The 12,294-nt window shown below is 63.6% G+C and carries 11 protein-coding genes, 1 pseudogene and 1 riboswitch; of the genes and pseudogenes, 6 read left to right on the top strand and 6 right to left on the bottom strand.

Going from position 1 to position 12,294, the window contains the following annotated elements; all coding sequences use genetic code 11:
* The first annotated feature begins 87 nt into the window (after positions 1–87).
* Both X733_RS154205 and X733_RS154210 read left to right on the top strand, forming a co-directional pair.
* Positions 88–1,086, top strand: a complete 999-nt coding sequence (locus X733_RS154205) for a DUF2125 domain-containing protein (RefSeq protein ID WP_023818479.1) — start codon at positions 88–90, stop codon at positions 1,084–1,086.
* A gap of 124 nt (positions 1,087–1,210) precedes the next feature.
* Positions 1,211–2,134, top strand: a complete 924-nt coding sequence (locus tag X733_RS154210) for a sugar kinase (protein ID WP_023818478.1) — start codon at positions 1,211–1,213, stop codon at positions 2,132–2,134.
* A 7-nt stretch (positions 2,135–2,141) separates the two neighbouring features.
* Here X733_RS154210 and X733_RS154215 read toward each other — a convergent pair whose 3' ends face one another.
* A complete protein-coding gene (locus tag X733_RS154215; protein WP_023735196.1) occupies positions 2,142–3,077 on the bottom strand; it encodes a prephenate/arogenate dehydrogenase family protein in 936 nt (311 codons plus the stop codon).
* Positions 3,078–3,081: 4 nt separating this feature from the next.
* On the bottom strand, positions 3,082–4,191 hold the full coding sequence (gene hisC / locus X733_RS154220; RefSeq protein ID WP_023818477.1) for a histidinol-phosphate transaminase: 1,110 nt from the start codon (positions 4,189–4,191) through the stop codon (positions 3,082–3,084).
* 126 nt (positions 4,192–4,317) lie between these two features.
* Positions 4,318–4,395: riboswitch (SAM riboswitch) on the top strand.
* A 61-nt stretch (positions 4,396–4,456) separates the two neighbouring features.
* Here hisC and X733_RS154225 point away from each other — a divergent pair.
* Positions 4,457–5,626 carry a homoserine O-acetyltransferase gene (locus X733_RS154225; protein WP_023818476.1) on the top strand — a complete coding sequence of 390 codons (1,170 nt, stop codon included), beginning with the start codon at positions 4,457–4,459 and terminating at the stop codon, positions 5,624–5,626.
* Positions 5,623–6,237 carry a methionine biosynthesis protein MetW gene (gene metW / locus X733_RS154230; RefSeq protein ID WP_023685353.1) on the top strand — a complete coding sequence of 205 codons (615 nt, stop codon included), beginning with the start codon at positions 5,623–5,625 and terminating at the stop codon, positions 6,235–6,237. The genes X733_RS154225 and metW overlap by 4 nt, the downstream gene beginning before the upstream one ends.
* Positions 6,238–6,244: 7 nt before the next feature.
* Here the strand turns inward: metW and X733_RS01000000166120 are convergent.
* Positions 6,245–6,564, bottom strand: a pseudogene (locus X733_RS01000000166120) (DUF1330 domain-containing protein).
* 248 nt (positions 6,565–6,812) lie between these two features.
* Here X733_RS01000000166120 and X733_RS154235 point away from each other — a divergent pair.
* On the top strand, positions 6,813–7,748 hold the full coding sequence (locus X733_RS154235) for a glycosyltransferase family 2 protein (protein ID WP_023673297.1): 936 nt from the start codon (positions 6,813–6,815) through the stop codon (positions 7,746–7,748).
* Positions 7,749–7,799: 51 nt separating this feature from the next.
* Here X733_RS154235 and X733_RS154240 read toward each other — a convergent pair whose 3' ends face one another.
* From X733_RS154240 to X733_RS154250, 3 genes are all read right to left on the bottom strand, one after another.
* The gene (locus X733_RS154240; RefSeq protein WP_023704333.1) at positions 7,800–8,588 is read right to left on the bottom strand and encodes a DUF1194 domain-containing protein; all 789 of its coding nucleotides are present in this window, start codon (positions 8,586–8,588) and stop codon (positions 7,800–7,802) included.
* 64 nt (positions 8,589–8,652) lie between these two features.
* A complete protein-coding gene (locus X733_RS154245; protein ID WP_023737439.1) occupies positions 8,653–10,473 on the bottom strand; it encodes an ABC transporter ATP-binding protein/permease in 1,821 nt (606 codons plus the stop codon).
* A 137-nt stretch (positions 10,474–10,610) separates the two neighbouring features.
* Positions 10,611–11,393, bottom strand: a complete 783-nt coding sequence (locus X733_RS154250; protein WP_023818473.1) for a methyltransferase domain-containing protein — start codon at positions 11,391–11,393, stop codon at positions 10,611–10,613.
* A 118-nt stretch (positions 11,394–11,511) separates the two neighbouring features.
* Here X733_RS154250 and gloB point away from each other — a divergent pair, with 118 nt between their 5' ends.
* Entirely contained in the window at positions 11,512–12,279 is a 768-nt protein-coding gene (gene gloB / locus X733_RS154255) for a hydroxyacylglutathione hydrolase (protein ID WP_023818472.1), read from the top strand.
* Positions 12,280–12,294 lie beyond the last annotated feature (15 nt).

Here is a 12,294-nt window from a genome sequence, read left to right as displayed (position 1 = left end):
GCATCGGAATCGGTGCTCTTCTGTCTTTTTGCTTGTTGCGTAACCACAGTCCACCCGCAACACGCCCGCGTTAATGAAAGCCGCAGCATGACGTCAAGTGACGAGCGTCCGTCGAAGTTTCGCCACCGGCTGATGTGGCTCGCTGCCTTGGTCGTTATGCTGTTCGGCGCCTACAGCGCGGTCTGGTTCTATGTCGCCGGTCGCGTCAGCAGCGAAGCCGACAAGGCGGTGGCCTCGCTCAAGGACAAAGGCATCGAGGCCGGCTGCGCCAACCTCACCGTCAGCGGCTACCCCCTGAGTTTTGCCATCTCCTGTGACAATCTGGCTTACGAGGACGACGCCAGGAACGTTGCCGCCTCGGCAGGCAGCTTCAACTTCGTTGCAGAACTCATCCGGCCTTTGTCGCCTGCCGCCGAGTTGCGTGGGCCACTGCGGACCTCGGTGCCCGGGATGGCGCCGCTATGGATCGATTGGGACAATCTGCAGGCCAATGCCAAGCTCTCCTGGCCCTTGCCACGCAGCATTTCGCTGCAGGCCGAGAGCTTGTCCGGCCAGACCGATCCGGCCGACGACACCGACCCGGTTTCACTGTTCAGCGCCGGAACCGCGGCGGGCGAGTTGCGACCCGACGGCCAGGACATCGGCTACGTCGGCAGCTTCACCGATCTTGAGATCGACGCCGACGCGATCGGCGGTCGCGTGCTGCCGCCGCTCGACGGCAGCGGCGACGCGACGCTGAAGAACGGCGTCGCGCTGATGAAGACGCAGGCCAGGAGCCTGCGCGGCCAGGCGGTCGACATCCACAAGCTCGATCTGTCGTCGGGAACCGCGCGCATCACCGTCTCCGGCCCGGTGTCGGTCGACGCCAACGGCCAGGTCAATGCCGACCTGACGATCAAGCTGCAGGATCCCAAAGCCGTGGCGGCAATCCTCGCCACCGCAATCCCCGAGCAGAAGAGCCAGATCGAGCAAGGCTTTGCCGGTCTGGCGCTGCTCGGCAACGAACCGTCGATGCCGCTCAAGGTGGTGAAGGGCAAGGTCTCGCTCGGCTTCATTCCGCTGGGCAAGATCAAGCCGCTCGATTAGAGCAATTCCAGGAAAAGTGTGAGCGGTTTTCCGTCCGGAATTGCGTTAAAACAAAGAGATAGAGCATGATCGCAAAGAGCGGGAACGGCTATTGGGGAGAGATCATGCTCGAGCAAGCCGACGCATGAACCGACCGGTGAAACTGCTGAGCGTTGGCGCGCTCACGCTGGATACCATCCTGCGCGTCGAAACCCTGCCCACGCATCAGGGCAAGTTCATCGCCTCGGACGGCATCCAGATCGCCTCGGGCATGGCGACAAGTGCTGCCTGCGCCGCCCGCCGTCTCGGCGCCGAGGTGTTCCTGTGGGCAAGTGCAGGTGGCGATGCCGTCGGCGACCAATTGCTGGCCGGCATCGAGGCCGAGGGCGTCGATTGCGGCTTTGTCCGCCGCGTCGAAGGCGCCCGCTCGGCGCTGGCCGCGATCCTGGTCGACGCTCATGGCGAGCGCATCATCGTGCCCTTCTACGACCCAAAGGCGCAGGCCGACCCCGAGGCGGTGCCTGTCGCCGATCTTTCCGGCTTCGATGCCGTGCTGGTCGATGTGCGCTGGCCGGGCGCCGCCGCTCTTGCCTTGACCGCCGCGCGCGACGCCGGTTGCCCGGCAATCCTCGACGCCGACACGGCGCCGCTGGAGGTGCTGGAGCGTCTGTTGCCGCTGGCTTCGCACATCGTCGCTTCGGAGACGGCTGCACGCATTATCTGCGACCACGCGCTGGATCCCGAAACCGCCTGCGCCGACCTCGCCAGCCGCACAGACGCCTTTGTCGCGGTGACCGGCGGCGCCGCGGGAAGCTGGTGGCATGACCGGTCCGCCGGATGCGTGCGCCACATCGCGGCGCCGAAGATCAAGGCGGTCGACACGCTGGCCGCCGGCGACGTTTTCCACGGCGCCTTTGCTGTCGCGTTGGCGGAAACCATGCCGGTCGAGCACGCGTTGCGCTTTGCCAGCGCGGCGGCCGCGCTCAAGTGCCAGCGCTTCGGCGGCCGGCTGGGGGCGCCAAACAGGGACGAGGCAATGGCCATGGTCGCGGCGACCTGGCCCGTCTGAAACAGATTTAACTTTTCACCGGGTGCTCGACCGCCTGGCGGCCGAAATCCGGCACGTCGATATCCTGGCCGGCCTCGATGATCGAACGGCGAACGGCCCGGGTGCGGGTGAACAGGTCGAACAGCTTGTCGCCGTCGCCCCAGCGGATCGCCCGCTGCAGCGAGGCGAGGTCCTCCGAAAAGCGCGCCAGCATTTCCAGGATGGCATCCTTGTTGTGCAGGCACACGTCGCGCCACATGGTCGGGTCGGAGGCGGCCAGACGGGTGAAGTCGCGGAAACCGGAAGCCGAATATTTGATCACTTCCGACTTGGTCACCGATTCCAGATCGTCGGCCGTGCCGACGATGTTGTAGGCAATGATGTGCGGAAGATGCGAAACGATGGCCAGCGTCATGTCATGATGCTGCGGGTCCATCGTGTCGATGTTGGAGCCGCAGCGCCGCCAGAATTCCGACAGCTTTTCCAGCGCGGCCGGATCGGTTCCCGGCAGCGGCGTGAAGATGCACCAGCGGTTTTCGAACAGCTCGGCGAAACCCGCATCGGGGCCCGATTTCTCCGTACCCGCCAGCGGGTGTCCCGGAATGAAGTGCACGCCGTCCGGCACATAGGGCTGCATTTGCGCAATGACGGAGGCCTTGGTCGAACCGACATCGGTGAGGATGGCGCCTTTTTTCAGCGCCGCTGCGATCTCTTGCGCCACCTCGCCCGACGACCCCACTGGCACCGAGACGATGATCAGGTCGGCGTCGAGGACCGCTTCCCTGGCGTCGGTGGTGTAGCTCTCGCCAAGACCGAGCTCCTTCGCCCGCGCCAGCGTGGCCGGGCTGCGCGTCGCGATGGCGACATGGCGGGCCAGGCCCTCGCGGCGGATGATTCGGGCCAGCGACGAGCCGATCAGGCCGATGCCGACCAGCGCGATCTTTTCAAACATCGGTGCTGTCATTGTTTCAGCTTTTCAGGAATGTCGTGAGGGCATCGATGACGCCCCGATTGGCTTCTTCGGTGCCGACGCTCATGCGCAGCGCATTGGGAAAGCCATAGCCGGTAACGCGCCGCAATATATAGCCGCGCTGGGTGAGGTAATCGTCCGCCGCCTCAGCCGAATGCTTCTTGTCGTCGGGAAAGTGGATGAGGACGAAATTGCCGACGCTGGGCGTCACGCGCAGCCCAAGCTTCGTCAGTTCTTCATTCAACCAGGTGAGCCAGGTCTCGTTGTGCAACGAACTGCGCTCGACATGGGCGCGGTCGCGGATGGCGGCAATGCCGGCCTCGATCGCTGTTGCGTTGACGTTGAAAGGGCCGCGGATGCGGTTGATGGCATCGACGATGTGCAGTGGGCCATACATCCAGCCGATGCGCGCGCCGCCAAGGCCGAGCTTGGAGAAGGTGCGGGTCATGACCACATTCTGCGCGCTGCCCGCCAGCTCGATACCTGCCTCGTAGTCATTGCGCCTGACATATTCGGCATAGGCCGCGTCGAGCACCAGAAGCACGTTGCCCGGGAGCGTGGAATGCAGGCGGCGGACCTCCTGGAACGGCAGATAGGTGCCGGTCGGATTGTTGGGATTGGCGAGGAAGATGATTTTGGTCCGCGGCGTCACCGCGGCCAGGATCGCGTCGACATCGGCGCGCTCCTGGGTTTCCTTCACAGCAACCGGCTTGGCCCCCGCCGACTGAATGTAGATCTTGTAGACCATGAAGGCATGTTCAGTAAAAATCGCCTCATCGCCTGGCGCAAGATAGGTCTGCGCCAGCAGGCCAAGTATCTCGTCGGAACCGTTGGAGCAGATGATGTTTGCCGGGTTGAGGCCATGCACCTCGGCGATCGCCTCGCGCAGCCGGCGGGCGGTGCCGTCGGGATAGACATCGAGCTTGCCAGCCACTTCGCGCGCGGCCTCGATCGCCTTCGGCGACGGGCCGAGCGGGTTCTCGTTCGACGACAATTTATGTACCTTGGCGACGCCGGCCGGTGCCGTGCTCTTGCCCGGCACATAGGCGTCGATGTCCATAATGCCCGCGCGGGGCGTCGGCCGTGCCTTGTCCGCTGTCTTGTCCATGTCGCAAATCCATCGAGAATGCCTCCGTCCGGAGGCCGCAGCGGAAATACAAGCCGTAGCCGCGAATGTCGAGAGGCGGGCAATAGCTGGCCGTTGACGCCGGGCCGCACGAGTTCTAGAAGAACGCAACAGTTCCGTGGTGATTTGGCCGGTCGGCTTGCAGCCACGTTAAACAACTCGCTAAAGGGCCGTTTGCGTGACGTAACCGGCTTTGTGATCGCATTGCCGGTTTTTTTATTGCCTGACGGCGGGCAAGGAGAGTCACATGGCCGCGCTCCGCGCTACAAAAACCAACAACGAGGCCGACAGCCCGTCGAGCCCGGTGTTGCGTTTTGGCCCTGACAAGCCGCTGAAGCTCGACGCCGGCACGCTTTTGTCGCCGTTCCAGATCGCCTACCACACCTATGGCACCCTCAACGATGCCCGCACCAACGCCATCCTGGTCTGCCACGCGCTGACCGGCGACCAGCATGTCGCCAACACCAATCCGGTGACCGGCAAGCCCGGCTGGTGGGAAGTGCTGATCGGTCCCGGCAAGATCATCGACACCAACCGCTTCTTCGTCATCTGCTCCAACGTCATCGGCGGCTGCCTCGGCTCCACCGGTCCGGCCTCGACCAATCCCGCCACCGGCAAGCCCTACGGCCTCGACCTGCCAATCATCACCATCCGCGACATGGTGCGGGCGCAATTGATGCTGGTCGACCATTTCGGCATCGAGAAGCTGTTTTGCGTGCTCGGCGGCTCGATGGGCGGCATGCAGGTGCTGGAATGGGCGTCATGCTATTCCGAGCGCGTCTTCTCAGCCCTGCCGATCGCCACAGGCGCACGCCATTCCTCGCAGAACATCGCCTTCCACGAGGTCGGCCGCCAGGCTGTCATGGCTGATCCGGACTGGCATGGCGGCAAATATTTCGAGCACGGCAAGCGCCCGGAAAAGGGGCTCGCCGTGGCGCGCATGGCCGCCCACATCACCTATCTGTCGGAAGCCGCCCTGCATCGGAAATTCGGCCGCAATCTGCAGGACCGCGAAGCGCTGACCTTCGGTTTCGACGCAGATTTCCAGATCGAAAGCTATCTGCGCCACCAGGGCATGACATTCGTCGACCGCTTCGACGCCAACTCCTACCTCTACATGACCCGTTCGATGGATTATTTCGACCTCGCCGCCGACCATGGCGGCCGGTTGGCAGATGCCTTTGCCGGGACCAAGACCCGCTTCTGCCTGGTGTCCTTCACCTCGGACTGGCTGTTCCCGACCGAGGAGAGCCGCTCGATCGTGCATGCGCTCAACGCCGCCGGCGCCTCAGTCTCCTTCGTCGAGATCGACACCGACCGCGGCCATGATGCCTTCCTGCTCGATGAACCCGAACTGTTTGCCGCCATCAAGGGCTTCATCGGCTCGGCGGCCCGCGCAAGGGGGCTCGCCTCATGAGCGTCAATGGCAGCCAGCGCGTCGACCTCGAAGTCGTGGCCAACCTGATACCGCCGCAGTCGCGGGTGCTCGATGTCGGCTCCGGCGACGGCCTGCTGCTCGAACTCCTGCAGGAGACCAAGCAGGTCGACGGCCGCGGGCTGGAGCTGTCACAGCGCGGCGTCAATGAATGCGTTGCGCGCGGCCTCTCGGTCATCCAGGGCGATGCCGACACCGACCTCGAATTCTATCCGGACAAGGGTTTTGACTTCGTCGTCCTGTCACAGACGCTGCAGGCGACCCGCAACCCGAAGCTGGTGCTCGACGAGCTGCTGCGAATCGGCAACCGCGCCATCGTCTCCTTCCCCAATTTCGGCCACTGGCGGGTGCGGCTGTCGCTGTTCGTCAAGGGCCGGATGCCGGTGACCGCGGACCTGCCCTATTCCTGGTACGACACGCCCAACATCCATTTCTGCACCATCCGCGACTTCGTCAACCTGGTCGAGGAACTCGGCGCTTCGGTCGAGAAAGCCACCGCGCTCGACGGCAACGGCCAGAAGATCGGCCTGTCGATGCCATGGTGGTTCTGGAATTTCTTCGGCCAGCAAGCGGTGTTCTTGCTGAAGCGGTAGTTTGCCCCTATTCCAGCACGTCCGTCGCCTTGTGCGGGTGCTGAACGCCATCGGCGATGATCACATCGGCGTGGGAGTTGTCGGTGCGCAAGGCCAGAATCTCCCGATGGCTGATGAATCGTACCAGCCCCACGCATGCGCCCTGTCCGGAAACTCGATGACGATCAGATGCCCGGGCCATTCGTTTTCGACCACGTCCATGTCGCCGCCGTGGACAAGGAAGCGGCCGCCGAACGGCTCCAATGTGGCGTCGATCCTCTGCAGATACTCGACAATCTGCGGGCCCATTGTGACTTGACGCATATGGGCGACGGCGTAGGCGGCGATGGCTGAACTCCCTGTGAGATCGAAGCCCGACGACCGGCTTCGTTGGCGCAATCTGCAGACATGATGGCCATCGGTCGATTACGTCTGGGGTAATCGGCCGGCTTACCGGCGTCCTGGCTCAACAGTTTGTGATGACATTGCCGCTGGTTTTTTGTAGCGTCGAATCGAATGCCATCCTGGGGTAAGGCTTGGACGGCGACCATCAAAACCTCCGGCCTCCAGGCATTTCGGGGCACAATCGAAGCAACATGTCCAAGGCTACCGACCTCGCTCCGCTGATCTCGGTGATCACACCGACGCACAATCGCCGCAGCAAGGTGGTGCGCGCCGTGGAGAGCGTGCTGGCGCAGAATTTTCCCCGGTTCGAACACATTGTCGTCGATGACGGCTCGACCGACGGTACGGCAGCCGCACTTGCCGAAATCCGCGATCCACGGCTGATCTATGTTGGCTCGAAATGGCGCGGCGCCAATGCCGCCCGCAATGCCGGCATCGAGCGGGCGCAGGCGCCGGTGGTGACATTCCTCGATTCCGACGACGTCTATTTGCCGGATCGCCTGGCGCGGACGCTGGAGCAGTTCGACAACAATCCCTCGCTCGAAGTGCTGATCAGTTCCTTCGTGTCGCTGAAGGGCAATCGCCGCACCAACTGCGTCAACCGCGAGGCGCTGCTGAGCCGCGACTCGCTGGAGCGGGCCCTTGTCGCGCAGACCATCTTCATTGCCGGGTCGGCAATCACCGCCCGGCGCGAGTCGCTGCTGGCCATCGGCGGCTACGACAGTGACGTCACGCGCATGCAGGATCGCGAATTGTTGCTGCGCTTTGCCCGTCGCAGCGGCGCGCAGCTGTCCGAAGTGATCGACTGGAAAAAGTACAACTCGGAGAATTCGATCTCCGGTCGCCGGGACGGCTATGTCGAAGCCTATGCGAGCTTGATCGACAAGCACCCCTATATCGCCGACCGCTACCCCTACATTCCGCCTTACATGATCGCCCGGCAGCTCATCGCCGATGCGCTCAAGGGCAGGGTTTCGCAGGCGTTCTCCGGCTATATGGCCAACCGGTCGTCGAAGGCGCTTGGCTATTCGCTGCCGCAGTTGTTGCGTGGCTATGTCGGCGGCCGGCGCTGGCGCCGCGATCTCTATGCCGAATTTCGCGACAAATACGGTGCACGGCCGGCCTGAAGTTTGCCGGCAAGCCGCGCAGCGACTTTCCCCTCCGAACTGCCTCAAACCTCATTTGTCGAGTTCCGGCAGATATGGGTCGGAATATAGCCGCCGGTCGCGTTCGCCTTGTAGGCAGTCCATGGGTGCGGCCGCATCGATCGGGACCACGGTCGCATCGGCGATGCCGCTCACCTCCAGGATCAGCTTGCGGCGTATGGCGGTGGCGAACTCCGAGGCCGCATAGATCGGCAACACGAAGGAGCCGGGCCCACCGGTGACGCACTCGTCATAATACTGGTCGAGATGGCTGAAGGTCGGCGACGGGCTGATCAGGATCGGCAGGCCGTTGATGACAATACCCTTGGCTACAGCGGCATCGCGTGTCGTGGCGACGGGCGGCCCGGTGTTGTTGGGACCGTCGCCGGAAATGTCGATGACGCTGCGTGGCGCATCGAACCCCGTGCCCTCGAACAGCCCGGCGCCGAAGGCAAGCGCACCGGAAATCGAGGTGCCGCGAAAGCTGCGGAACGGCCGCGCTTCTATTCTGTCGGCGAAGGCGCTGGCGCTCTCTGCGCTGTCGATCACCTGCCACGCGATGACGCCATCCTCGCGCACGACGCCCGCCCATTCGAAATAGGCAAGCGCGATGCGCCCGGTGGTTCCCGAGCGCACGGCCTTGATGAAATCGGGATGCCTGAGCGCCTCGACATAGCCCGCGCGCTGCAGCGCGAACTCCCTCTCGTCCATCGACTGTGAGATGTCGACGGCCAGCACCAGTTCGACATCCACGGCAACGGCCGGGGCAGCCACGGGCGTGGTGCAGGCAAGGCAGGCAAGCAGGCTGAGCGCATCGAGCATGGCCGCACCACGGACGTTTCGACCCGTGAATCTTCGCCGCGATCGCGGCGAAATAAAGCCCCTTCTACTTCTTTCGCCGCACGGCCGCTTTCGGCGGCGGGTCGATGGCGCCGGTCCTGACTCGGGCGGGTTTCAGTGGCGCAGCACCCGTATCCTTCACGATGTTCAATGCGCGTGGAAAGAAATGACCATTGTGCAGTCCGCGCCCGATGTTGAGGATCGCGGTTTCCGGCAGGCGTTTCTCCAGCATGGACAGTACCCTTCGCAGCGAAGGACCATCGAACGCGTCCATCGCTTCGTCGATGATCACCCATTTCGGCTGCCGCAAGGCCAGCCTGGCGAAGGCCAGCGACCGCTGTTCGTCATCGTTGAGTTCACGCTCCCAGCGTGCGGAACGGTCGAGCGAGGATGACAGCCGCTCGAGGCCGACCTCGGCCAGCACCGCCCCAAAATCAGCATCGCCAGCCGGCGCCGAGCCATTCGGATGCAGCACTTCGCGTAACGTGCCGGCAGGAAAATACGGAACACGCGGCACGAAAATCGGCGTTTCTCCGGCCGGCAAGCCGATCCGCCCGCTGCCCCAGGGCCAAAGGCCGGCAATGGCGCGGAAGAACAATGTCTTGCCGGCGCCTGGGTCGCCGGTGATCATGACGCGCTCACCGGGATGGATCTCGACATGGCTGTCTGAAAGTTTGGTGCAGCCCTCCGGCGAGGCCACTTGGAGCTTCTCGAAGGTCAGGCTGCCATTGGCGTTATCGCCGAATTCGATGCGCTTTTCCTTGTCGTGCAGCACATCGGTTTCATCGAGCGCAATGCGGAAGTCGGCAACGCGCATCAGCGTGGCGCGCCAGTCGGCGATGCCGCCGATATTGTTGATGAACCAGCGCAGCGACGAGTGCACCTGGTTGAAGGCGCCGACCGCCATCATCAACCCGCCAAAGCTGATATCGCCTGAAAAATAGACCGGCGATGCCACAAGGATCGGCGCCACCACGGTGATCCAGCCATAGGTATCGGTCACCCAGGACAGGTTGATCTGCGCTTTGTAGATGTTTCGCATCGCGCCCAGCACCGTGCCAAGGTCGATTTCGAGCCGTCTCTTGGCATCGGCTTCGCCGTGATAGAGCGCGATGGCGTCGACATTCTCGTTGACGCGCACCATCCCGGAACGCAGCTCGGCCTCGCGGGTGTAGCGGTCGCTGTTGAGGCGGATCAGCGGCCGCCCGACCAGCCAGCTCAGCCAGGAGGCGATGCCGGCATAGAGGAACGCGGCCCAGACCATGTAGCCCGGTATCGCCAGCGACCAGCCGTTGATGTGGAAGACGAAGCCCGACGAGAGTTGCCAAAGCACGCCGACGAACGACACCAGCAGGATGAAGGATTGCAGCAGGCCGACGCCGAGGTCCGTCGACAGATCGGACAGATGCGCAGCATCCTGCTGCATGCGCTGGTCGGGATTGACGCCGATGGCGCCGGCATTGGCGAGCCGGAAGGCCCGCGCCGGCCGCATCCATTGGTCGATCAGGTCGAGCGTCAGCGCCTCGCGCAGCTTCAGCCGGATCATCTGGTTGAGCCAGGTCTGAGCGATGTTGAGCAGCAGCAGCGTGCCGGCAATCACGGCAAAGATCATCAGCTGATGCAGGAAGGCCGCCATGTCGCGACGCGCCAGCGCATCGTAGAAAGGCTGGTTCCAGCGGTTGAGCAGAACCTGGCCGATCGACGTCGCGACGATGACCGCCATAATGCCGACCGACGTCCAGACCAGCCACTTGCGCACCGGTGAGCCTATCAGCGCCCGTTTTATCGTCGCCACCTGATCGCGCAGGCTGCTGGCTTCGACGGTTACCGGCTGAGCGGTGGCGGACTTGTCCGGTTGATCAGCCATGCACGAGGTCCTTGCGTTCAGAAGCGTTGCTGAAACCAGATGGAGAGACTTGAAGGCATCCGCCGCTCAAACGGACCGCGAATGCATCTGCGACAGATAGGTGGGAAAAACCCACGCAACACCAGTTTTCATGATGATCACGAAGGTGTCACCTGACGCGTCGTCGATGTCACCCCTTCCGCCCGGCGGCCAAGCCGGGTGGCGCCGTGCGGCGACAGCACCGGCACGAAGACACGGCGCGAAGCGCGCTGCGCGACCGGCACGCCCTGATAGAGCCGCTTCTGCGCCTCGACCACGATGACGCCGGAAAAGATCGGCCAGAACCGCCGGCCGGCGCGCTCCAGCACATTGTGGAACCGCATCATGAAGCGCCGCGGCGATGGCGGGAAGAACAGCGCGTCGGACCAGGCAGCCGGTGTGAAATTCGCCTCGCGCAGCAATTCTGTCAGCTGGCCGCGCGAGAACGGCCGGCCGCTGCCGAACGGCGTGTGCTCGAACCTTGCCCAGACACCGCGCCGGTTGGGCACGACGATGACGACGCGCCCTGCCGGCGACAGCACCCGCCAGATCTCGTTCAGCGTCTCGCGCGGGTTTTCGACATGTTCGAGCGAATGCACGAGCAGCATGCGGTCGATGCAGGAATCGACCAGCGGCAGTTCCTCGTCGAAGACCAGCGCCGTCGCCGTCGGTCCGTTCGCCGGCCAGACGACGGCCCCTTGCGTGGCAGGCATGAAGGCAAACACCCGCTCGGCATCGGTGCCAAACCGCTCCAGCCACGGCAGAGTGTAGCCGAGCCCGACCAGCCGCTCGTTGGGCACTGTTGCCCATATCGACGACAGCGCCATGGTGATCGAGCGTTCTGCCAGGCGGCCGAGCGTGGTCGAATAGAAGGAGCGGAGATCGACGATATCGGAATGCATGCGCGGGACGGTAGCTGCGATGCCGCCCAAGTTCAACAAAGCCGCCACGTTCTGCAAAGCTAGAGTGACATCGGGGGCCAAGCGCCCTATGTCTGCGCCAACAGATGGAGAGATGCCAATGCCCGTCGAAATCGAACAGTTCATGTGCCGCAGCGACAATTTCGGTGTGCTGGTGCATGACCCGAGAAGCGGCGAGACCGCCATTATCGACGCTCCCGAAGAAGCGCCGATCATTGCCGCTATCGAGCGTACCGGCTGGAAGCCGACGATGATCCTGACCACCCACCACCATGTCGACCATGTCGAGGCCAATCTGGCACTGAAGGAGCGCTTCAAGCTGCGCATCGTCGGACCGGAGGCTGAAAGGGAAAAGATCCCCGGCATCGACGAGACCGTCGGGCAAGGCTCGGTCGTCCATCTCGGCGGCGAGCGGACCGATGTCATCGCCACGCCCGGCCACACTGCGGGCCATGTCTCCTATCATTTTCCGGCCTCGAAAGTGGCGTTCACCGCCGACACTTTGTTCGCGCTCGGCTGCGGCCGGCTGTTCGAATGCAAGCCGCCGGTGATGTATGAGTCGCTGAAGAAGCTCGCCGCACTCCCGGCGGACACAGTCATCTATTGCGGCCATGAGTATACGCTTTCGAACGCCCGCTTTGCGTTGACCGTCGACCCGACCAATTCGGCGCTGAAAGAACGCGCCGCCAAGATCGAGACCCTGCGCGCCGACAACAAGGCGACGCTGCCGACCACGATCGGCGAGGAATTGTCGACCAATCCGTTCCTGCGCTGGCACGACCCGGCGATCCGCAAGCATCTCGGTATGGAGGAGGCCTCCGACGCCGAAGTGTTCGCGGAAATCCGCAAGCGCAAGGACAATTTCTGAGCATCGTTCCGGGAT

This window comes from Mesorhizobium sp. L2C066B000 (genome assembly GCF_000502335.1).
Classification (GTDB): domain Bacteria; phylum Pseudomonadota; class Alphaproteobacteria; order Rhizobiales; family Rhizobiaceae; genus Mesorhizobium.
This window is presented reverse-complemented; position numbering and strand designations above follow the sequence as displayed.

Excerpts from the sequence above, each read along its gene's own strand:
- X733_RS154205 (WP_023818479.1), top strand. The coding sequence starts at position 88 with ATGACGTCAAGTGACGAGCGTCCGTCGAAGTTTCGCCACCGGCTGATG.
- X733_RS154210 (WP_023818478.1), top strand. The coding sequence starts at position 1,211 with ATGAACCGACCGGTGAAACTGCTGAGCGTTGGCGCGCTCACGCTGGAT.
- X733_RS154215 (WP_023735196.1), bottom strand. The coding sequence starts at position 3,077 with ATGACAGCACCGATGTTTGAAAAGATCGCGCTGGTCGGCATCGGCCTG.
- hisC (WP_023818477.1), bottom strand. The coding sequence starts at position 4,191 with ATGGACAAGACAGCGGACAAGGCACGGCCGACGCCCCGCGCGGGCATT.
- X733_RS154225 (WP_023818476.1), top strand. The coding sequence starts at position 4,457 with ATGGCCGCGCTCCGCGCTACAAAAACCAACAACGAGGCCGACAGCCCG.
- metW (WP_023685353.1), top strand. The coding sequence starts at position 5,623 with ATGAGCGTCAATGGCAGCCAGCGCGTCGACCTCGAAGTCGTGGCCAAC.
- X733_RS154235 (WP_023673297.1), top strand. The coding sequence starts at position 6,813 with ATGTCCAAGGCTACCGACCTCGCTCCGCTGATCTCGGTGATCACACCG.
- X733_RS154240 (WP_023704333.1), bottom strand. The coding sequence starts at position 8,588 with ATGCTCGATGCGCTCAGCCTGCTTGCCTGCCTTGCCTGCACCACGCCC.
- X733_RS154245 (WP_023737439.1), bottom strand. The coding sequence starts at position 10,473 with ATGGCTGATCAACCGGACAAGTCCGCCACCGCTCAGCCGGTAACCGTC.
- X733_RS154250 (WP_023818473.1), bottom strand. The coding sequence starts at position 11,393 with ATGCATTCCGATATCGTCGATCTCCGCTCCTTCTATTCGACCACGCTC.
- gloB (WP_023818472.1), top strand. The coding sequence starts at position 11,512 with ATGCCCGTCGAAATCGAACAGTTCATGTGCCGCAGCGACAATTTCGGT.